At 39.1% G+C, this 22,529-nt stretch carries 18 protein-coding genes and 1 tRNA gene; 7 read left to right on the top strand and 12 right to left on the bottom strand.

Features of this window, described 5'->3' with window-relative positions:
• Positions 1-211: 211 nt before the first annotated feature.
• Entirely contained in the window at positions 212-646 is a 435-nt protein-coding gene (locus tag PTRA_RS05955; protein ID WP_058373039.1) for a SulA-like leucine-rich domain-containing protein, read from the top strand.
• A gap of 40 nt (positions 647-686) precedes the next feature.
• Positions 687-1,166 carry a YchJ family protein gene (locus PTRA_RS05950; RefSeq protein WP_058373038.1) on the top strand — a complete coding sequence of 160 codons (480 nt, stop codon included), beginning with the start codon at positions 687-689 and terminating at the stop codon, positions 1,164-1,166.
• A 207-nt stretch (positions 1,167-1,373) separates the two neighbouring features.
• Here the strand turns inward: PTRA_RS05950 and PTRA_RS05945 are convergent, their stop codons facing one another.
• The 3 genes from PTRA_RS05945 to PTRA_RS05935 form a co-directional block, all read right to left on the bottom strand.
• On the bottom strand, positions 1,374-2,294 hold the full coding sequence (locus PTRA_RS05945; RefSeq protein WP_058373037.1) for a GGDEF domain-containing response regulator: 921 nt from the start codon (positions 2,292-2,294) through the stop codon (positions 1,374-1,376).
• Positions 2,295-2,623: 329 nt separating this feature from the next.
• A complete protein-coding gene (locus PTRA_RS05940) occupies positions 2,624-2,926 on the bottom strand; it encodes a DUF6172 family protein (protein ID WP_011327840.1) in 303 nt (100 codons plus the stop codon).
• A gap of 287 nt (positions 2,927-3,213) precedes the next feature.
• Positions 3,214-3,741: a VC2046/SO_2500 family protein gene (locus PTRA_RS05935; RefSeq protein WP_058373036.1), complete on the bottom strand. Its 528-nt coding sequence runs from the start codon at positions 3,739-3,741 to the stop codon at positions 3,214-3,216.
• 113 nt (positions 3,742-3,854) lie between these two features.
• Here PTRA_RS05935 and PTRA_RS05930 point away from each other — a divergent pair.
• Positions 3,855-3,948, top strand: a tRNA-Tyr gene (locus PTRA_RS05930).
• A gap of 76 nt (positions 3,949-4,024) precedes the next feature.
• On the opposite strand, the gene PTRA_RS05925 is transcribed toward PTRA_RS05930, so the two are convergent.
• Positions 4,025-4,711, bottom strand: coding sequence for a M48 family metallopeptidase (locus PTRA_RS05925; protein WP_058373035.1), 687 nt, complete (start codon positions 4,709-4,711; stop codon positions 4,025-4,027).
• Between the two features lie 162 nt (positions 4,712-4,873).
• On the opposite strand from PTRA_RS05925, the gene PTRA_RS05920 reads away from it, so the two are divergent.
• Positions 4,874-8,191, top strand: coding sequence for an MHYT domain-containing protein (locus tag PTRA_RS05920; RefSeq protein ID WP_058373034.1), 3,318 nt, complete (start codon positions 4,874-4,876; stop codon positions 8,189-8,191).
• 10 nt (positions 8,192-8,201) lie between these two features.
• Positions 8,202-9,197, top strand: a complete 996-nt coding sequence (locus PTRA_RS05915) for a response regulator (protein WP_011327836.1) — start codon at positions 8,202-8,204, stop codon at positions 9,195-9,197.
• Here the strand turns inward: PTRA_RS05915 and PTRA_RS05910 are convergent, their stop codons facing one another.
• Positions 9,198-9,629: a VOC family protein gene (locus PTRA_RS05910; RefSeq protein WP_058373033.1), complete on the bottom strand. Its 432-nt coding sequence runs from the start codon at positions 9,627-9,629 to the stop codon at positions 9,198-9,200.
• Complete coding sequence (locus PTRA_RS05905; RefSeq protein WP_418055006.1) at positions 9,616-10,275, bottom strand: HD domain-containing protein; 660 nt, start codon at positions 10,273-10,275, stop codon at positions 9,616-9,618. The genes PTRA_RS05910 and PTRA_RS05905 overlap by 14 nt, the downstream gene beginning before the upstream one ends.
• 152 nt (positions 10,276-10,427) lie before the next feature.
• On the opposite strand from PTRA_RS05905, the gene PTRA_RS05900 reads away from it, so the two are divergent.
• Entirely contained in the window at positions 10,428-11,618 is a 1,191-nt protein-coding gene (locus tag PTRA_RS05900; protein ID WP_011327833.1) for a class I SAM-dependent methyltransferase, read from the top strand.
• 70 nt (positions 11,619-11,688) lie between these two features.
• Here PTRA_RS05900 and PTRA_RS05895 read toward each other — a convergent pair whose 3' ends face one another.
• The 5 genes from PTRA_RS05895 to PTRA_RS05875 all read right to left on the bottom strand — a co-directional run bounded on the left by PTRA_RS05895 (position 11,689) and on the right by PTRA_RS05875 (position 18,328).
• Entirely contained in the window at positions 11,689-11,985 is a 297-nt protein-coding gene (locus PTRA_RS05895; RefSeq protein ID WP_058373031.1) for a PilZ domain-containing protein, read from the bottom strand.
• 8 nt (positions 11,986-11,993) lie between these two features.
• Entirely contained in the window at positions 11,994-12,374 is a 381-nt protein-coding gene (locus PTRA_RS05890) for a response regulator (protein WP_058373030.1), read from the bottom strand.
• 76 nt (positions 12,375-12,450) lie between these two features.
• Positions 12,451-16,338 (bottom strand): ATP-dependent RNA helicase HrpA, encoded by a 3,888-nt coding sequence (hrpA, locus tag PTRA_RS05885; protein WP_208855520.1) that lies wholly within the window; start codon positions 16,336-16,338, stop codon positions 12,451-12,453.
• 127 nt (positions 16,339-16,465) lie between these two features.
• Positions 16,466-17,500 (bottom strand): isoaspartyl peptidase/L-asparaginase family protein, encoded by a 1,035-nt coding sequence (locus tag PTRA_RS05880; RefSeq protein WP_058373028.1) that lies wholly within the window; start codon positions 17,498-17,500, stop codon positions 16,466-16,468.
• A gap of 123 nt (positions 17,501-17,623) precedes the next feature.
• Positions 17,624-18,328, bottom strand: coding sequence for a SapC family protein (locus PTRA_RS05875; RefSeq protein WP_011327828.1), 705 nt, complete (start codon positions 18,326-18,328; stop codon positions 17,624-17,626).
• A 330-nt stretch (positions 18,329-18,658) separates the two neighbouring features.
• On the opposite strand from PTRA_RS05875, the gene PTRA_RS05870 reads away from it, so the two are divergent.
• Positions 18,659-19,378, top strand: a complete 720-nt coding sequence (locus PTRA_RS05870) for a DUF6445 family protein (protein WP_058373027.1) — start codon at positions 18,659-18,661, stop codon at positions 19,376-19,378.
• 157 nt (positions 19,379-19,535) lie between these two features.
• Here the strand turns inward: PTRA_RS05870 and PTRA_RS05865 are convergent, their stop codons facing one another.
• Positions 19,536-22,154 (bottom strand): TonB-dependent receptor, encoded by a 2,619-nt coding sequence (locus PTRA_RS05865; RefSeq protein ID WP_058373026.1) that lies wholly within the window; start codon positions 22,152-22,154, stop codon positions 19,536-19,538.
• Positions 22,155-22,529 lie beyond the last annotated feature (375 nt).

Raw genomic sequence — 22,529 nt, 5'->3', positions numbered from 1 at the left:
GTTATTCGCCGCATAATTTTAGTAAAAAATATAAAGTACAAATCTAAAATATTAACGCTCTGTTTTTAATAGTTATTTTTGTTTTTTTATCCGTGTAAAAATTTAAAACTGAATGACTGTACAAATAATTAGCAAAAAAACACTTGCACCATAACACTGTATAAACTACTGTATATGGGTACTGTATAAAAACCCAGTGAGTGAGAAATTTATGTTACAGCCTATTACCGTAAGAACCGTTAAAAGTTATCAGCAAGACGATAAAAGTGATTGTGTAAATTTAATTCAAATTGAAGATGAAATTTCAGCAACCTTTGAATTGCTTAAAGTATTACACCAATACAATAGCTTAAATGCATGGACACTGCTGATTGCACCTGACCATGTTCCGAGTAAAGCTTTACTTGATTCATGCTCCATTGATACCAGCAAATTACTGGTGATCAGGCAAAAACATTTAGTAAACTTAGAGTATGTACTTAGCTCGGCGCTGCACAACGGAAACTTTGCTGCGGTAATTACCTGGACTGATATTGTTAATGATCAACAGCTGACACAATTATCATTAAATTTAAGCACTACAAATACTAAGCTTTATTGTTTTACTAAAAATACTCACAACCTTGAGATACCACTGACTCAATAAGCTTGTTAAACTCGTGTTTTAAACACTTTATATTAATATTATGACCTCATTAACGACTTCTCCTTGCTTTTGTGGCAGCCAGCAAAATTATGCTGACTGCTGTGAACCACTTCATTTAGCATCACAAATAGCTGAAACACCTGAGCAACTTATGCGTGCTCGCTACAGCGCATATGTACTTAAAAATGCAACTTATGTTTATCAAACTTATGCAAGTGAAAAACAGGCAGAAAACCCTGTAAAAGAGATTAAAGACTTTGCAGATAGCTGCCGCTTTATAAAGCTAACCGTTATCGACACTGAGCACGATGCAAGCGAAGGATTTGTAACATTTAAAGTAAATTACTTTTACCAAAACTTGTATTGCGAGTTACACGAAAAATCGTTGTTTATTAAACAAGGTGGGCAGTGGCGCTACCTTGATGGCACACTATTTCCGGTAGCCGATATTAAAATAAGCAGAAATGATAACTGCCCTTGCCAAAGTGGCAAAAAATATAAAAAGTGTCATAGCGTATAACAAGCTGCAACTAACTGTGCGGTGAGTAAAGTACGTAATTACAGGCAACTGAACCTTAAATACTAATAGCCATGCCTAGGATTGGCTGTTATTGAGCGCTGTGGTATGGCTAAAATTAAACTTTGCTTTCGAGCAGCTGTTGGCAATTTACATACCTATAGGCCTGCGTTAATAACTGCTCTACCGCATATTTTGGTACAGTGCGCTTTAAAAGCACACTGTATTTCGCCCTTGTGCTTTAGCTGCGTACATTTTTTTATCTGCGCGTTGCAAAATATCCATGTTGCCTTCGTCTGATTGCAATAATGTAGCCCCACCTATACTTATAGTGACAAATTCAAACTCTGAGTACTTATGTAAAACACCTAAGCCAGATATGTTATTTTTAATTTTTTCAGCAACACAGCGAGCGCCTTCCTCGTTGGTATGGGGTAGCACAACCACAAATTCTTCGCCGCCATATCGGGCAACAAAATCGCTTGGCCTTTGCAGGCTGTTGGCAATTGTTTGAGCAATTAAGTGTAAAACAACGTCGCCTTCTACGTGTCCATAAATATCGTTGTATTGCTTAAAGTAATCAATATCCATAAGTAATAAAGCATATTCTGCATTCTCTCTTAATGCACTCAATTGTATTTTATTAATATGAGTATCAAAATAACGACGGTTAAATACTTTAGTTAAGTCATCAAGAAACACTTTTTGACTTAATAAGTCATGTTGCAGCTTAATCGTTAAGTGCGCTCTTACTCTTCTGTATAAGGTTTCTGGGTTAATCGGTTTTTGAATAAAGTCTACCGCACCCGCTTCCCAGCAGTCCTCTTCTTGGTTTTCAAAGGAGGTAACAAATATAACGGGAATGTCTTGGGTTTGTGTCGTCGTTTTAAGTTTTAAACAGGTTTCTATACCGCATATGCCATCCATTGAAATATCCAGCAGTACGATATCGGGAGTATTAGATTTACATATTTCAACTGCTTGTTCACCGCTATTGGCGGTGTTAACAATAAAGTGCTTTGATAATATTTTTTTCAGTACAATTAAGCTAAGTAACTGATCATCAACAATGAGGACTTTTGAGGTTTTAAGGCTAAGTTTTAAATCGCTATCGGCATAATTTAATGGCATAAATACTACTGTTTTCTATAATTATCAACTAACACAGTATAATACAGTCTTATGTTATGCAAATGTAATAAAGCTGAGGTTTTTAATCAAACTTACAATCAACACCCAAATATAAAAATGGCGATGCAGAGTTGTTGTTAATTGTTTTAGAAAATCACCGGCCATAATTTTCAGGGTAATACTGAAAGTAAGCACTGCTTATAAGCACTGCTTATAAGCTGCTTGCACTTGAATACTCAAGGTTTAAATCGTATTTGTATAAACGTACAAACAAAAAATGAGCCACTAGGGCCCATTTTAAAAATTACGCAAATTACTTTATAAGCGTCTTATTCGTCGTCATCCAGATCTGGTTGTTGACGTTGAGCTGGGCGCGCTAAAATTTCTACATAAAAAGAAGTTAAGCTTTGCTTTTCTATTTCGCTTATATGATTACTAAGCTCTGCAACGTGCACTACTTGTGCATCTTCAGCGGTATTACCAAACTTACAATCAAACGCCCAGTAATCAGCATCGAGTGGTAGAGTTTTGTTACGCTCTCTTTTCAAATATTTTTTCACTTCATGCTTTGCGGCGTCAACCATACGAGGATATTTGATTTTCTCGTGATTTAGCGTGAATATTTTCTTCATTACGTTCCTAATTACCTTGGTTTAATGATAACGGCATTTAATGTCATACCATTTGAGCCTATTATAGCAATTGCATTTAATTTTTGGATGCTTTTTTTATATTAAATCAATTATTAATCCATTAATAAAATAAAGTATCGCTAAAATGCGCTAAGTGTAGAGAGTTAGCGGCTTTATATTACAGACAAGTAACTTAATAGTTAGAGTGGTGGCACAATCGTTTGCCAAGTCCTATTAATATGATTGGTTATTGCAATAGCAAAGCAGTTACAGCGTATGCTTTATAATTAGGCACTTACTAAATGCAATGGGTGGTGTAGCGCATCATTATTTAGGCTTTCGTAAAAGGCAGCAGCATCGAGTTGCGGGTTAGATAGTTGCGTTTGTGTGTAATTTATACGCCTGCGCACTGCTAATTCACAATTATCACGCACCTGAAGCGGAATATGGCTTACATCACCTCTTATAAACAGTGGTTCAGGGTTTAAACAGTGATTTAATTTAATATCGCCCATTCCAGCGCGTTCCCCTGCTTGCATTAATAGTGAGGCGTTAAACTGCCCTATCAACATATCAAACTTATCTGGCGCTAAAAGTTGCTTTGGACCTGCTCCAATTTGTTTACGAAGGGTGTCTTCGCCAACAGTTGAATCTTCAATTTCTGTTTTTGGTAAATGGAATTGGCTAAAATCGAGTGCATCATGAGATAGCATAGCGAGTAAAAGCGCAAACTCTCCTCGGCGCTTTTCATGCACACTTTTATTGAGTCGAGTATTGAGCTGACTCTCTGTGATTAACAAATCACCGATTTGCATAGACTTTAGCCGATTGAAGTAAGTAATACCTATTTATCGGCTTTATTTCATTTTTCTTTAGCTTTTTTCTTTACTTAAATACGATGTTTGCTATTATCAGCGCCGTTGCATTTGGAGGGGTTCCCGAGCGGCCAAAGCGGCCAAAGGGATCAGACTGTAAATCTGACGGCTCAGCCTTCGCTGGTTCGAATCCAGCTCCCTCCACCACTTTTCTACTTATTTTCTATTTATATAGTTACTACATTCCTTGTTAGTAATCTCCGTGCTTTTTCTTAGTTAAACATTAAAATACCCATTGTAAACTCATACCATGTTGCTTTAGCCATAACGTACTTGCTTTATAGTCGGGACAAAATTGTGCTACGCGCTGCCAAAATGCTTTGCTATGATTTAAATACCGTAAATGCGCCAGCTCATGCACTATTACATAATCAATAATACTATGGGGTGCACCAATCAATAATAAGTTAAATGTTAGCGCTCTTTTACTATTACAACTCCCCCATTTGCGTTTATAAACTGCAATATTTAAATCGTTAGGCAGCGCTTCTTGCATTTGCGCACAAAAGTCATTAAGTCGCATTTCAATGTATGCGGTTAACTGCTCTTTTAAATATGCCTCTAAAAGTAATTGGTATTTTTGCTGCTGGTGCTTAACACGAGCAGAAACGGTAATAAGCAGGCCATCTTGTTGGCGCTCCACTGTAGAGGTATTACCTTGCTGAAACGTTAAATTAATTGCTTCTGAAAAAATACAGGTTTTTTTGTCCTTAAGTGGATACTGTTTTGTATCAACCAAAGTAAGCTGTTTTTGCAGTTGCGCTTCAACCCATGATTTTTTTTCTAATAACCAGTTATCGAGCATGTGTTTTTGTAAATGGTGGGGTGCATATACCGTTACATTTTGATTATGCACTTTAATAGCAACGGTCTTTCTTCGGGTACTTTTTTTTAGTTGGTAGGCAAACAAATTAATCTCTCACACTATACTAGCTAGGGGCTACTTTTCGTCTAATGGTTAGTTAATGCAGCGTCGTTTATTTATAGCTTAATCAGCAATCATAAAATTAACGGTTTATTAATTAATTAATTCTATTAAACTACGCGATTAAAATGCCTATTTAGAGCCGCCATGTTATCAGCTTTCTTTATTACTGACCAAGATCCTAGTTTAATTATAAACGGGGTTTACGATCCTCTCTTGGTTTCTCTTTCAGTTTTAATAGTGATATTTGCCGCTTTTTTTACTACAAAACTCATTGATTTAGCTAAAAAAACTACTTTTCCAAGCTATCAACGTTTAGCTACCGTAACCGCAGCTGCTGTTTTTTCTGCGGGTATTTGGAGCATGCATTTTATTGGTATGTTGGCTTTTTCCTTGTGTACTAATATTAAATATAACCCAACTATTACCTTACTCTCTTTTATACCGGCATTTTTGGCGTGCCAATATGCAGTATCTATACTGGTAAAAAGCAATGGTAACTTTAAAGTATTAGCTGTTTGCTCGGTATTATTAGGCTCGGGTATTGGCACCATGCATTACAGTGGTATGGCGGCGATGGAGCTTGCGCCTATGCTACGGTATGACCCAGTTATGTTTGGGTTGTCTATTTTGGTGGCCGTTACCCTATCGTTTATAGCTTTATATAGCCGCTTTAATCTTGAAATAATTTTCCCTCGGTTATCACAATTACAAATTCGTTCAACCAGCGCCGTTATATTAGGCTTTGCCGTTACTGGTATGCATTATATGGGTATGGCAGCCACCCGTTTTGTAGCAACTTCCCCACTTATTTACGCAGACGAAAATGCGTCTGCAGGGCTTACATTTGTTGCAATTGCGGTTGCCACTGCAACTGTTGCAATAACCAGCGTGGTTGCTGTGATTAATGGCATGGTACGCTATAAACTGCTACTTGAAGAAAAGTCAGCCGACGAGTCGCGGTTAAACGCCATATTAGAAACAGCAATAGATGGCATTGTGACTATTGATCATCAAGGTATTATTTTAAGCTTTAATGATGCAGCGAGTAAGATTTTAGGTTGGCAAGAACATGAGTTACAAGGTAAAAGTGTACAGATTCTTTTAAATGATAATAACGCCCTAAACAATGCGTCATCATCTGGCGATATGACTCTTGATTTAAGCGCTATTATAGGCATAAACCGCGATACTTTTGCTAAACATAAAGATAACCATTTGATCCCTGTGCGCCTTGGTATTGGCCAAGTGACGCAGATTGGACAACCACCTTTGTATGTTGGCTTTATTACTGACTTAACGCAGCAACGAGCACTACAAAAAACGGTCGTTGAAAATGAGCAAAAATATCGCTCATTAATGCAAAATATGCCAGGCGTTGCCTTTAGATGTAAATTTGATACTAACTGGACCATGCTATTTGTTAGCCCAAGTATATTGGATTTAACTGGCTATACACCGGATGAATTTATTGAGCAACACATTGAGTTTACAGACCTGATTTTAAAGTCTGACCAACAAAAGATTATTACCACGCTCACTAATGCCGTTACTGAAAAGCGTCAATACTCTGTTGAATATAGAATTCGCCATCGCAACGGCGCAACTGTATGGGTATTAGAGAAAGGTAGTTTTGACTTTAATAATACCGATGTTGCACAGTGGATTGATGGTGTACTTGTTGATATTACTGAGCGCAAAGAGTATGAAGCAAAATTAGAGCACGCTAAACTGCAAGCAGAAGAAGCTGCCAATGCTAAACAATCTTTTATGGCAAATATGAGCCATGAAATACGCACCCCTATGAATGCAATTATTGGCTTTAGCGATCTGCTAATGGATACACCGCTAAGTAAAGAGCAGCAAAAGCACCTTGTTACGGTTAATAGTGCAGCACGCTCTTTGCTACGCCTGCTTAATGAGATTCTCGACTCTGCAAAGTTAGAACGTGGAAAACTAACCATTGAGCCTGTGCATTTTAATTTAAAGCCCGTTATCGACAGTATTATTTCCACATTTTGGTTAGAAGCTAAAAAGAAAAACCTTAATTTAACGCTTAATATTAATAAATCAGTTAGCACCGCATACTACGGTGATCCCGACCGCCTTAGGCAAATACTTACAAACCTTATTGGTAACGCCATTAAATTTACCGAGCAAGGCGCTGTTACTGTTACCGTAAGTACCACACAAAATAATCACCTATTTTTTGAAGTACAAGATACAGGCATTGGTATTGCTAAAGATCGTATTAAAGCGGTTTTTCAGCCTTTTGTGCAAGCCGATGGCACGACCACACGTCGATTTGGTGGCACAGGTTTAGGTACAACAATAAGTAAACAATTAGTAGAGCTTATGCATGGCTCAATTGATTTAGTGAGTGAAGTTGATAAAGGCAGCTGCTTTTACTTTTCATTACCTTTTACTGTTGGTGATGAAAATAAAATAGATTATTTTGAAGGCCTACATACCCAATTGCCTCCGCTTAGAATATTAGTGGTTGATGATATAGAACAAAATACAGAGCTACTTTCTATATTACTTTCGCGAGATCAACACACTGTAACCACTGCAAGTAACGGCTTAAAAGCAATTGAGGCGTTTAATCAGCAAGACTTTGATGTCATTTTAATGGACATTCATATGCCTGAATGTGACGGTATTGAAGCCACCATTAAAATTCGTGAATTGGAGCAGCTAAAACAAATAAAATTTACGCCTATTATTGCCTTAACAGCCAGCGTATTACAGCAAGATAAACTAACCGCTAAAAATGCAGGCATGAATGGGTTTGCTAATAAGCCGGTTGATATAAACCAACTTAATCAAGAAATAGCACTGGTGCTTGGGCTTGGCTTAGCCAAAGAAACATTAATTGCGCAAACCGACCCCGATGCCAAGCACATAGATTTTGAAAAAGGGTTAGCTTTGTGGGGCTCTAAATGTAAACAGCTTACCGAAATTACTAAATTTGTTAATACCAACGAAAAGCAATTTGTAAGCTTATTTAACCTACAACTAAGCGATATTAAAAGTGTTTATACGCTTATTCATACTTTAAAAGGTGTGGCTGGTAATTTAGGATTATTAACCTTAATGGCACTGTTAACGCGCTTAGAGAACGCAGACGATGAAGCTGCGCTAACCAGCGCTTTGGCAGATATAAAAACTGAATTGGCGCTTATCGGCCAATTATTAGCAAGCACTATATGTAAAGAGCCTGCCAAACTTATCGACAATGCTGAGCCGTTATCAATATCTGAGCTGATAGAAATTTGCCAAGAACTCTATGCTGATGCACAAAATGCCGAACTTAATGATGATCTTCTCGATCAGTTACAACGTAAATGCGTAACATCAGTACAAGTAGATATAGATGAAATAGCCAGTGCCTTTGATGAATTCGACTTTGATAACGCGCAAGTTAAATTAGCAAGTTTACTTAAAAAGTTAACCGAAAAATGAGTATTAATTAATGGATTTTATTCTAGATAAGCCGCGTATATTAATTGTTGACGACGAGCCTGCAAACTTAAAAGTAATGCGCGAGGTGCTTGGTAATCAATATAGGATGTCGTTTGCTAAATCGGGCGCTGCCGCTATAGCATTACTTGAAAAAGAACTGCCAAAGCTAATTTTACTCGATATTATGATGCCCGATATGAATGGCTTTGAAGTATGCCAAATTGTTAAAGCTAACCCTGCTACATCGCATATTCCTATTATTTTTGTTACTGCGCTAAGTGATGAAAGTGATGAGTTTAAAGGTTTTGAACTAGGCGCTGTAGACTATATAACCAAACCAATTAGCCCTGCTATTGTAAGGGCACGTGTTAAAACTCACCTATCGTTAGTGCAAGCTGAGCAGCTAAAACAAGCTCATGTCGATTTAGTACAGCGTTTAGGTCGTGCTGCAGAATATAAAGACACCGATACCGGTGAGCATATTATACGTATGAGTCAATACAGCAAAGTACTTGCATTGGCGCTGGGTATGGATGAGCAACACGCCGAATTATTACGCCAAGCAGCCCCTATGCACGATGTAGGTAAAATAGGTATTCCGGATGCCATTTTGCTAAAACCTGGAAAACTAACTGCCGATGAGTTTACCCACATGAAAGAGCACGCTTTAATTGGTGCACAAATTTTAGCAAACTCATCATCGCCACTATTACAACTGGCGCATGTGCTGGCAATTGAACATCATGAAAAGTGGGATGGTACTGGCTACCCCAATGGCCTAAAAGGAGAAGCCATATCGCTAGAAGGCCGTATTGTTGCCATTGCCGATGTATTTGATGCACTTACTTCAAAACGCCCCTATAAAGAGCCATGGAGCATAGAGCAAACTCTAGAACATATGCAACAACAAGCCGGAAAGCACTTTGACCCGCAATTAGTTGAGCTATTCATTGGCAAAATTGACGATATTATTGCCATAAAAAATGCTCATCAGGAACGATTTTAGTTAGCTCTTTTTGGCTGTATGCGAGCCTAATAATACCTGCGGATACACAGTTTTAATCTGCGTATAGTCATGGGAGGTAATTTCATGGCTATTTCCGCTGTTATCTTTAAAATAAATTGAAAACGTAACGCCGTGATCAGCTAGTACTGTTTTAATATTTAGGTGTTCAAAATGCTCAAGCCATGCAATAAATTGCTCCCCTGTGGCTAAAAAAGCAATGCCTTTACTACGTCCCTGTGCAGTAAATAACGCTAAACGCGTGGTAGCATTTGCATCTTCAAGGGTTAATGGCCCTTTGCCATCTTCATTCCAAAAGGCGAGCTCTTCAACCACACTAAAGCCTAAAACACGCTCATACCATTTAACCGCTTGTGCTAAATCATCCACATTTAAATGACAATGATCAATCCCAGCTAGCTTAGGTATACTCACGCTGCTCTCCTATTTCAGACTTTAGTTGCTCTAAAAAGTCATGCATATACTCAGTGCGTCTTAGTGCTTCGGCCTTAGCCGAGGGTGTATTCATGCTTTGAGCTATGTGTAATAACTTAATAAAAAAGTGATCAAGCGTGTATTTTTTATCATCTGCTGCGCGTTGTAGGCAAAATGGGTCATCCGGGTTATATAGTAATCGACTTATTGAACCACCTACTTTCATGCAGCGGCTTATACCAATCGCGCCTAGTGCATCCATCCTGTCTGCGTCTTGCACTATTTGTGCTTCTACTGAGTTCACTTTAATATTAGCGCTAAAACTATGCGCCGCTATTGCATGATGAATTTGAGTAAATAATTGCGCGTCGTAATTAATAGAAGCTAAAAAAGCAATCGCTTTATCGGCGGCCATAGTAGAGGCTTTAGCTCTATCCGGGTGGTTTTTAGCCACAGCTACACAGTCGTGTAACCATGCAGCCGGGAGCACTACCTTCATATTAGCTTGCTCTGCATCGCACAATTTTATAGCAACCCGAACTACCCGTTCAATATGGGTTATATCATGCGCCACATCGGCATGAATTAGTGTGGTAATAAACGCTCTGCACTGTAAATTGAGCTGCTGCAGCTCAGGGCTTAACATTATGTCTGTCACAACGTGTTCCAAATACCTAATTAACATATTGAATTAGCCATACTTTACCGCGATTTATGGGCTCCATGCAAAACATTCATTGTATGTTGCCCTTGCCTTGACTAAAATACAGCGCTTATTTATTACTACTGAGAAGCTTTATGACATCTGCCGTTTACCTGCAAGCTGGCCGCGATAAATCATTAAAAAGAAAACACCCTTGGTTATTTTCCAAAGCCATCAAAAAAATTAAAGGTAAACCAGGCCTAGGTGACACAGTTACTATTCACGACAGTGAAGGTAAATTTTTAGCAACAGCAGCTTATAGCCCACATTCACAAATTCGTGCCCGTGTTTGGAGCTTTGACGAAAAAGAAGTTATTGATCAACACTTTTTTGAACGCCGCCTACGCCGTGCACTAGAAGCCCGTAGCCAAGTAATTGAAGAAGGTGGTTTAACTGGCTTTAGACTCTGCGCCGCAGAATCTGATTTTTTACCCGGCGTTACCATAGATAAGTTTGACAACGTATTAGTGTGTCAATTACTAAGCGCGGGTGCTGAGCGTCATAAAGGTGAAATAGTTGGCGCGTTAATGGCTATATTCCCTGGTATGAGCATTTACGAGCGCTCAGACGTAGAAGTACGTACTAAAGAAGGCCTTGAGCCAATTAAAGGAGCATTATGGGGCAATGAACCAACTGCCCCAGTACTCATTGCAGAAAATGGCTTTAAAATTGAAGTTGATATTATTGATGGCCATAAAACCGGCTTTTATTTAGATCAACGCGATAGCCGCGCTGCACTTGAACGCTTTTCTAAGGATAAAACCGTATTAAACTGCTTTAGCTACACGGGTACATTTTCGTTGTATGCCCTACGTGGCGGCTGTAAGCACGTAACTAACGTAGATGTATCGCAGCCAGCTCTCGATACAGCTAAGCGCAATGTTGAGCATAACAATCTTGATTTAGATAAGGTTGATTTTGTGAAGCAAGATGTATTTAAGTTACTGCGTCAATACCGCGAAGACGGTGTACTGTTTGACACTATAGTAATGGATCCGCCAAAGTTTGCCGACAACAAAGCACAACTTACTGGTGCGTGTCGTGGCTATAAAGATATAAACATGATTGCTATGCAAATATTAAAACCAGGTGGCACCTTATTAACCTTCTCGTGTTCGGGCTTAATGGAGCAAAACTTGTTTCAAAAAGTGGTGGCTGATGCAGCCCTTGATGCTGGTAAAGACCTACTTATTATGGAGCGTTTAAACCAAGCTGCCGATCATCCTATTGCGGGTAGTTACCCTGAAGGTTTTTACTTAAAAGGCTTAATTTGTAAGGTTTACTAACGCCTAGGCTTGCTTAGCATTTATACGTAGTTATTGCCTATTTATATGGGCAATAACCACGCTAACTAAGCTAATTAAACTGTATTATCTCAAGTCCAGCAGTTATTGTACCGTCATCTTCTTTGCTGGCGCGTATCACCTTAGCCGTTGCATCTAAAGACGCAATACTCGGATGAGTTGAGTCTATATGTACCAATAAAATAGTGTTTGGCTCAAGTAGCTCATCTAAATGCAACGACAACCCAGTCGCACTCAAATCCACGCATTCGGCATTATAATTTAAACCAGCAATCGGCTCTATTGTGGTTAGCTTTGCCGGTGTATTGATCTGCATACGTCGAAAATTTCGCTTATCATCTGTAAACATAATTTTTCCTATACTATTTTATTAATTTGCTCTAACAACAGTGGTACAGAAAACGGCTTTACCACATAAGCATCACAGCCTGCGTCAAACCCAGCTTGCTTTTCAAGCGGTGACTCCAGCCCAGACACCATAACAATAGGGATGTTTTTTGTCTCAGGTGTATGTTTAAGCATTCTACACGTGTCGTAACCATCCAGCCCTGGCATACATACATCAAGCAAAATAATATCGGGTGGATTAGCAATAGCAGAGGCTAAACAGCTTGTTCCAGAATCGGCATAATTAACATCAAACTTTGCGCTAAGTGCTGCTTTGAGTATTTCATAATTAAAATACTCGTCGTCTACCACTAGTAGTTGTTGTACTTTATGTTCTATTGATGAGGACATGGCTATGTCGTTTCCTTCTCAAAACAAAAAATAAGTTCTATTATTAAGCACTTAAGCTTAATAATAGATACACCTTTTACTCTATTTCTTTTATTGCATTTAACACACGTTTTGCCGAAATTGGATACGGAGTACCCAAGGTCTGTGCAAATAAAGACACTCTCAGCTCTTGCTGCATCCAAAATATAGCTTCTACCTCTTTTGGAATAGGCATCCCTTTAGGGGTTTTGTTTGCTTGCTTTTTATACTCTTGCGCCACTTTATCAAGCTCAAGTACACATAATCTATCGCGATTTGGATCTATGGGTAACTTTTCTAAACGTTTTTGAATCGCTTTTAAATAACGAATTAAGTCACTTAGCTTAGTTGCCCCATGTTGGCTTACAAAACCTTTAAAAACAAGAGACTCTAATTGCGATTTAATATCACCATGCGCAGTGATCATGGTTAAATCTACCCGTCCTTTCATTTTTTTATGTAAGGCATGGGCAATACTTAACACTTGCTCTACTTGCGTGGCAATTTCAACTACAGCGTCGCCAAGCTCACCACGTATATGCTCTTTTACACTTTCAAATGCGTCGCTGGTGCGAATGTCACCGTACTTTAATAATAAGCTATCAACACCGGCGGCAATGCAGTCATCAATTAAATCGGCTATTTTACCAAAAGGATTAAAATACAATCCAAGCTTAGCCTTATTTGGTAAGTTTTGCTGCAAATACTTTATTGGTGAAGGCACATTTAATAATACTAATCGGCGCAGCCCTTGTTGATGGGCAACTTGTGCTTTTACTTCGTTATCGAAAAGCTCAATAGCAGCAGTTGATTTTTTATCCACCAGCGCCGGGTACGCTTTAATTTCGTATTGCCCTTGTTTTTTTACATATGAGTTAGGTAGCTCACCAAAATCCCACTGCGTTAAGTCTACTTTTTCTATGCCTTTATCGGCTACTTTGGATAGTGTTTGTGTTACTTCGCCTTGTAGCTGTGCTTTAAGTTTGGCTAAATCTAGGCCACGCGCAAGTAACTTATCGTTATCGCCACGTACTTCAAACTGCAAACGTAAATGCGCTGCCAAGGCACTTAAATCCCAGGCATCAGGGTCAACTCGAACTCCTGTCATTTTTAATAGTCGATTACTAAGTGCATCAATTAAACTCCCCTGCAATGGCTCAATGGCCGCCAAAACAGCATCGGCATAGTTAGGCGCAGGTACAAAGTTACGGCGCAGTGACTTAGGCAGTGATTTAATTAAACCACTTATTAACTCATGTCGAAACGCAGGTATATGCCAGTCAAAGCCGCTTTCTTGTACTTGGTTTAATAGCGCAACCGGTATTTGTACTGCCACACCGTCAACCGCTTGACCGGGATCGAAATGATACGCTAAGGGCAAAATTAAATTATCTTGCTGCCAAGTATCTGGGTAGTCAAACTCAGTAATACTGCTTGCACCATGCTGCATTAAGTCATCGCGGCTCATTTGCAAATAGTGTTTATTTTGTTGTTTTTGCGTTTTATACCATTTTAAAAATGCTGCACGATTATTAATTTCTTTTGGAATTTTTTTATCGTAAAACTCAAATAAAGTTTGCTCATCAACTAAAATATCGCGCCTGCGCGACTTGTTTTCAAGCACTTGAATATCTTCAATCAGCTCGCGGTTAAACTCTAAAAAACTTTCGTTTAAACCCAGCTCCTGCTCAACTAATGCGGTGCGAATAAACAGCTCACGGCTCACTTTAGGGTCAATATTGCTATACACACAGCGGCGTTTATTAACGATTAGCAGGCCATACAAGGTTTGTTGTTCAAAGGCGATTACCGCACCGGGTTTTTTCTCCCAATGTGGCTCTGTATAACTGCGCTTAACCAAATGCTGCGCCAGTGGCTCAACCCAGTTAATGTCTATTTTGGCGTTAGTGCGGGCATATAATTTACTGGTTTCTACCAGCTCTGCCGACATTAGCCATTTTGGGCTCTTTTTAAATAACCCCGACCCCGGAAAAATATGAAACTGGCTATTACGCGCGCCTTTATAAATTTGTTTTTCATCTTTAAAGCCAATATGGCTAAGCATACCGCTCAGTAATGCTTTGTGAACTTGCTCACCATCGGCAGCATTCGATGTGGCTTTCATCCCCATTTCGTTACATACGGTACTTATTTGATAAACAATATCTTGCCACTCACGAAGGCGCATATAAGCGAGGAAGTCTTTTTGGCAAAGTTTTCTAAACTGGCTATTAGTCAGCTCGCTTTGCTGCTCTTCTAAGTAATTCCACAGATTTAAAAATGCAATAAAGTCTGAATCAGGATCATCAAAACGGCCGTGTTTTTCGTTTGCCGCAGCACGTTTTTCTTGCGGGCGCTCACGAGGGTCTTGAATTGACAATGCCGCCACTATAATAATTACTTCACGTAGCGCACCGAGCTTATGTGCGGTTAACACCATTTTAGCTAAACGCGGATCGACCGGTAAACGGCTTAATTCTCGCCCTGACTGGGTAAGCACTGTTTTGTCGTTACGCTTAGTAGGATGTACGGCTTGAAGTTCCTCAAGCAAGGTTAAACCATCGCTTATGTTACGACTATCTGGAGCTTGCACAAACGGAAACTGCGCCATGTCGCCTAAACCCAGCGCTAGCATTTGTAAAATAACCGAAGCTAAATTAGTACGTAGTATTTCAGGATCGGTAAACTCAGGGCGCGATAAAAAGTCATCCTCGGCGTATAAACGAATACAAATACCCGCCTCTACTCGGCCACAACGTCCCATTCGCTGATTTGCACTGGCTTGCGATATTGGCTCTATCGGCAGGCGCTGTACCTTGGTGCGGTAACTATAACGGCTAATGCGCGCTGTACCCGGATCAATTACATAACGAATCCCCGGTACGGTTAACGATGTTTCGGCAACGTTGGTCGATAAAATAATATGGCGGCGCGAGTGCGGTGCAAATATGCGGTTTTGCTCGGCGTTTGATAAACGCGAATAAAGCGGCAATATATCAGTGTGTTTTAAATTACGTTTACTGAGAGCATCGGCGGTATCGCGTATTTCACGCTCACCATTTAAAAATATTAAAATGTCGCCGGGGCCTTCTGCACACAGCTCATCTACTGCATCAAAAATACCTTGCAGTTGGTCGCCTTCGGCTTCCATATCTTCTTTATTTATCTCAGTAACTGGGTTGTAACGTACATCAACCGGGAAGGTTCGCCCTGATACTTCTATAATTGGCGCATCATCAAAGTGCTTTGAAAAACGCTCCGGATCGATCGTTGCTGAAGTAATTATTATTTTTAAATCGGGGCGCTTAGGGAGTAAGTTTTTTAAATAACCTAAAATAAAGTCAATGTTTAAACTACGTTCGTGCGCTTCATCAATAATAATGGTGTCGTATTGATTTAAAAATCGATCTTGTTGAATTTCGGCAAGTAAAATACCGTCGGTCATTAGTTTAATATAGGTATTATTCGAGACCTGATCGCTAAAGCGTATTTTAAAACCAACTTGTTGGCCAAGTTCACACTGCATTTCTTCTGCAATACGATTCGCCACCGTTCGTGCTGCTAGTCGCCTTGGTTGAGTGTGGCCAATTAAGCCATCAACCCCACGCCCTAGCTCTAAACACATTTTAGGAATTTGCGTGGTTTTACCTGAACCGGTTTCACCTGCAATAATAACCACTTGGTTATTAGCAATCGCGTTTTTAATCACATCCTTTTTTTGACTCACCGGTAATTGCTCTGGGTAAGTCACTTTAGGCAAAGCGGCTAAACGCTGCGCGCGCAGTGCTTGGCTACGGGTAATGTCGGCCGCTATTTTTTCAAGCGCGTTGGCATGCTTATTTTCATCGGTTATTTTTTTTACGCCATGTAAGCGTTTTTTAAAAATGAATTGATCTTTTTTCAAGCACGTCTTTAGCTCGCCAAACAACTGACCTAGGTTTACCACCCGCATACCTTATAAAATTAGTAAAAGAGCCGCAATTGTAGCAAATTAAATGGCTGGGGTTAATCCTACAAAGTGCATAACCCTTAGTAGTTTGTTATATAAGCCACCAGCCAAACAAATAAAGCGCTTATTCGCCTTTAAAAATGCCTACATAAGTGGCTTGGGTATTTGATTTACTGGCTCTGTACATACCTGAGGTATTAAACGGCAAACTAATATTACCTTTAGTATCTACAATAATAACGCCGCCCGTACCGCCTATTGGCGCAAGTACTCCATTAATCACTTCATCCCCTGCTTGCACTATGGTTTTACCTTGGTATTTAACGCGCGCACAAATATCGCTGGCTACATTATAACGAATAAAATACTCACCATGGCCGGTGGCCGATACTGCACACGACTCGTTTTCAGCAAACGTTCCTGCACCAATTACCGGCGCATCACCAATACGGCCATAGCGTTTTGCGGTCATACCGCCAGTTGATGTACCAGCTGCTAAATTGCCATTTTTATCCAGTGCTACCGCACCAACCGTGCCCATTTTATAGTTATTAGGCAGAGCTTTATGCGCTGCTTGGTAATCTTTACTGGTTGCTTTGGCTTTATCTAATTTTTGCTTTGCTTTTAATAATGCTTTATAGCGGTGCTCGGTATCAAATAAATTATTTTCGATTAAGGGAATACCTTGCTCTTTAGCAAATTCTTCAGCGCCTTGGCCACTGAGCATGACGTGTACTGAATTATCCATAACCAAGCGCGCTAAATTAATTGGGCTCTCTACATGCTTAACACCTGCAACAGCGCCCGCCTGACGATTACGCCCATCCATAATTGATGCGTCTAGCTCATGGCTGCCATCGTAAGTATAAACCGCGCCACGCCCGGCATTAAAATATGGTGACTGCTCCATCACTTGAATCGCTGCCGTTATGGCATCCAAGCTTTCGCCGCCTTGCTCAAGTATTTTATAACCGGCCTCTACCGCTTCGGTTAATTTAGCACGATAAGCTTGCTCCTCTTCGGGCGTAAATTTACTTTTTTCAATCGTGCCCGCACCGCCATGAATCGCAATAGCAAAAGGTACTTCTGCACTTAAGGCGTTATTGCTTACGCTAATACAACTAGTGGCGATAAGCGCCATTAAAAGTGATTTTTTCATAATGAGCTCTTATAAATTTCAGTGAAACCAATGTGGATGGTCGCTAACTATTTATCAAGTAAAGTAAGTTTAAACACATAAAAAAAGCGCCCAAAGGCGCTTTTTTTTTGCTGGTTTAAATTATTACGCTTGTTGCGCTTTTAAACGAGCTAAACGTGCTACTTGATGCGTAGACGTTAAAAAAGAATATATTGGTGCTAAATAACCGCGTTTACGTAGCTCTAAAAAGTCAGCATCACTTAATTCATTAAGTTTTTTCTCATCGATAAGGTAAATACCGTTGATGTCTTTTTTCTCGCCTTTAATATCAACTGTTAGCGTTTGCGCTACTAAAAGTTCTTTATCAGCTAAAAACTTAGTAAAAGCATCTGTGATCTGAGAAAACTCTATAAACGATACTAATGCTTCTTTACGACGCTTTAAGTAGTCAGTTTCTTCGCCGTTTTCAAACAACGCATTACCTTCTTCTTCGCCAACTAATGGGCTCGCTTCGTCAATAACAATACCGTATTGGTCTTGATCTGGGTGTTTTACTAAACCTAGTGGGTAGCGAGTCGTAGCCATTGGTGCAAATGCTGCCGTCCACTTATCGCCTTCAACAAACAAGTTTTCGCCTGGCTCAAGGCCAAACATAGCAACTGCTTGAAAAGTACCTGTTTCGTTATTTTTAACGAAAGACATTGGAAATTCATTCGCTATACGCGCAAATTCATGTGCAACTACTGGCACTAAATGTTGCGTTTTCATAAATTCTACATTGATGCCGTTTTTAATTTTAGTGTTGGCATGTTTTTCGTTGTGTAAAGGCTGTACTTGTTGCTCCGCCATGTTACTGCTCCGTTTATTTTTAAATTATACTATTCATTGTTAATGCCTTTAGGCTAATGCTTTTAACAACAAAAAGGAAGTGAAAATTTTGTTACGGTTTGTCTGCCAACAAAACTAAAGATGAAGACAGCTAAACTTGCTCAAAAAGCAAACTAATCACTCAATTTTAAACGCTATAAAAATAGATAAGGTTAGTTAATGTCGTACTAGCGCCTTTGACAGCGTTGTCTTTGATGAGTATATTTATTAACAATTTATTAATTCTTGGTAATTAAAATCACTCTTTCATAACTAATAAAATATACTCACTATAAAAATAAAATGTGACCAATGAAAAATTTAACACTAAACCCAAACATGAATATAAAAAAACTTATAGTCCCGGGCACTAGGCTATATGTTTATATTATTGACGACTTTTTATTAGATATGACCAGCGTAATGAACTTTGCGCACAATATTGCTTACTTTCACCCTATGTTTGCAGATAACTCATATTATCCGGGTGTTAGAGACAACATGCCGCAACCTTATTTAAGGCTGTTACAAACCTTTTTTGAAGGTAATATATTACCCGACATCACAAATAAAAGTGATTATGCTGTAGTTGTGCATAAGTGTTTGTTATCGCTAATAGCCTGCAAACCAGCTAATTTATTAATAGATCAAAAAATTCCTCATATTGATTCGTGTGATGAAAGAGATTATGCGTTTGTTCATTACTTGTCTGATAAAGATCTTGGTGGTACTAGCATTTACAAGTATACCCCTGAAAACATTATCGAATTTAAACAATCAGATAAGCCATTACTCGCTAGCATGGTTAATAATGCTAAACAAAAGCATTCAGAGCATAAAGGCTATATTGTTGATACAACATGTTTATTTGAACAGGTTTTAAAGATTGAAGCTAAATTTAATCGCCTTGTGATTTACCAAGGTAATTTGCTGCACAGTGCTAATATCACCTCTACTAATAGTTATTGTAAAGACACAAAAGTAGGCAGGTTATCAATAGCTTCTTTTGCCAGTATTAAGCCAATTATTTAACCTAATACTTTCAAGTAAGCACATAGTAATAACTCGCTAAATCCCTGCACTGCTTACTCTCAACCCACCTAATCACACAGTTTAAATTTATACGATATAAAAAATAAAGCCCAGCGTAAACAAACGCTGGGCTTCTTTAATATAGATTAGCTATACGTTAAAAGCGTAAAGCAACGCCTAGCTTGTAGCGGGCCTCACCTTCAAAGCTCCATACAGGGAAGTCATTTAACAAATCAGGATTAGGCAATGATGTTCCTGCATTATTATTACCTAACTGAATACTGTCTTCTTCTGTAAGGTTAACCCCTTCAAATGTTACATCTAAATAGTCAGTTACCGAGTATGTGGCGCTGAAATCGAGTGAACCAAATGACTGATGTTCACGGTTACCATACCAACCTGGGGCTTCACGAATAATAAACTCTGATCGCCAGTTATAGGCTAAACGTGCTGAAAAATCATCGTTTTCATAATAACCAACTAAGTTGTAGGTGTTTTTTGATGAATCTGAAAATACGCCAACTCTGTCTGGATAGTTTGTATCAGGGGCTTTAGCATCTGCATAAGTATAGTTAGCTGAGTAACCAAAACCATTGTCGAAAGCATCTTGAATTTGAATTTCGATACCTTCAATCGAACCACCACTACCGTTGGTAGATGAACTCACTGTCCAACAATCGTTCATGCCAGCGCCACAAGGTGAAATGCCCGCGTCAGGGTTCTCTGTGTATACTGGAATATCAATACCTATTTGTTGCTTAGTTTGCTGCTGCGTAGAGATAAACGAACTTACATCTTTAGTGAAGTAAGTAAAGCTAACCATAGCATCACCACTAAAGTACCACTCAATACCAATATCAGCCTGGAATGCCTTAAATGGGCTTAAGCCTACATTACCCGTTTGCAGCACTTCGTTATTCGGTAGGTTATCTGTGTAACCCGCTAAATTTCGAGTTGCGAATAAATCTGTATAATTTGGACGAGAAATAACTTGGGCTGCTGAGGCACGTAAAATCACATCATCGGCTAAGTCCATAACAACATTTATGCTTGGTAAAAACTCGCTATAATCTGCTTTATCCGTTGATAATGTTGTAGCATAAATACCTGAGTCGCTTAAATCGTAATAATCAGATGAAATATCTGTAGAAATATAGCGCACACCAAGGTTACCGCGAATACCGCCGCTGTCAAAATCAGCCATTATATAAAGTGCTGTATTTTCTTCTTCTACTGTACCGAATGATTGTGGTCGTTGTGTATAACCTTCGGTCATTGCAAGCGAGTCCGCAATCATCAAATCCATATTTGGCTCGGGTAATATGAAACCACCGCCCGCGTTAACCGTACCAGGGTAATACTCAGCAGCGCCTCTCATTGGGCGTAATGCCACATTTACATTAGCACCGTTACCGTCTTGCACTACTTTATGATCGGCAAAACGAAAACCTGTTTTAATACTATTAATTGCACCAATTTCTACCGGAATTTCAAAATCAAGATTTAAGTAAGTTTCTTCATCAGAATCGGGGTTATACTCCGGTGCCCATGTTTGAGGCCCCATAGTGCTAGGTAGAATACTTGAATCGTATGCTTGGTTAGCTAAATTATACTTTACAATATCACCGGTCATATCAACTGTGCCGTTGTAATCAGCGTTATTGCTCGCCCATTCACCATAGTTAGCAGTAATTACTGAGCTTTCAGCGCTGGTATTACCAATGCGGCCTTTAAATGTGAAATTTTCTGCCTCATATCTCCAGTCAAAATCAACTGTTTTTGAATCCATTTCTGCTTGGCGAACCCAAGTTTGGAAAAAACCAGTGCCTGTGCCGTTAATTTCACGCGAGACACAATTACCTGATGCATTAGTGCCTTTACAAGAACCCTCACCAGGGAAAATAATAACTTGAGTATTAGCGTTATTAGCACCAAAATCTAAACTGGTTAAGCTTAAACCAAAAAGTAATGAGTCGGTAGGTTGATACTGCATTGCTACGTTAATTGCAGTGCGCTCACGTTCTTGTTGAAAAGTAGTTGGTGACATGCCACCACTCCAACCACCTGATGATTCAATTCCATTACGTTGATATTGAATTTCAGACATGGCCCCAGCAACTAAAATACCAAATGTTTCATCATCATTTTTCCAGCTGTATAGTCCAGATATTTCAGGGTCTGCTTCTTCAGAAATAGTACCGTAATCGGCTTTAATTCCTGCGTATAAAGTATTGGCTTCTAAATCTAATGGTTTACGTGTGTTAACAATAACTGTACCGCCAATACCGCCTTCAACTAAATTAGCTTGCGATGATTTATAAACCTCTAAGCCGCCGACTAATTCAGATGGCAATAATGAATAATTAAAGCTACGATCGACAGCTTGTTGATCGTACCAGTTAGTAGAAGCAACAGAGTGCCCGTCAAGTAAAGTACGGGTTAGTTGTGCCGAAGCACCACGAATAGAAACCTGTTGACCTTGACCAAATTGGCGCGACACACTTACACCAGGAATGCGTGCTAGTGATTCACCCACATCACCGTCAGGAAACTTACCTACATCTTCAGCCGAAACAACATCAACAACAGCGTTAGAAAAACGTTTACCATTTAAGTTTTCTTTATTTGAAGCACGAATACCACGTACTTCAATTACTTCCACATCATCTTGCACTTTAGTTTCTTCGGCTGCTAATACAGCACCAGTAAACCCAGCACTCATTATAAGACCGATATTTACTGCTAATAAGCTCTTCTTAAAGTTGTTGGCAAACACAGGATTCTCCTTGAATTATTTTGTTAGTTTTGTTCATCACTTTATTTAGCGGTAATGACAACGCTGTCATTATGTAGCGAACAATACACGCAAAATTACACATTTGCTACATTTTTATAACCTTATTGATCGCAATTTACTCGACTCAGGTTCAGGTCATTGAAATATATAATTTAAATTCAATGTAAAATTTAGCTCGTTTTATTGAATTCAGATAAATATTTATGGTTAAAAACAAACGATCAAATGTTTAAAGTAACTTTAAAGGTTGATTCACTGCAGGTTTTATTTTGGCCACTGTGGAATTGCTTTTGTATTTTAATGTAGCCATTAACTTTAAGCTAAAAACTAAGAGGAGAGTTAATGATTACTTAA

It is taken from the genome of Pseudoalteromonas translucida KMM 520 (assembly GCF_001465295.1).
Taxonomy (GTDB): domain Bacteria; phylum Pseudomonadota; class Gammaproteobacteria; order Enterobacterales; family Alteromonadaceae; genus Pseudoalteromonas; species Pseudoalteromonas translucida.
The sequence above is the reverse complement of the archived record's forward strand: the minus strand, read 5'-3'. Positions and strand labels throughout refer to the sequence as shown.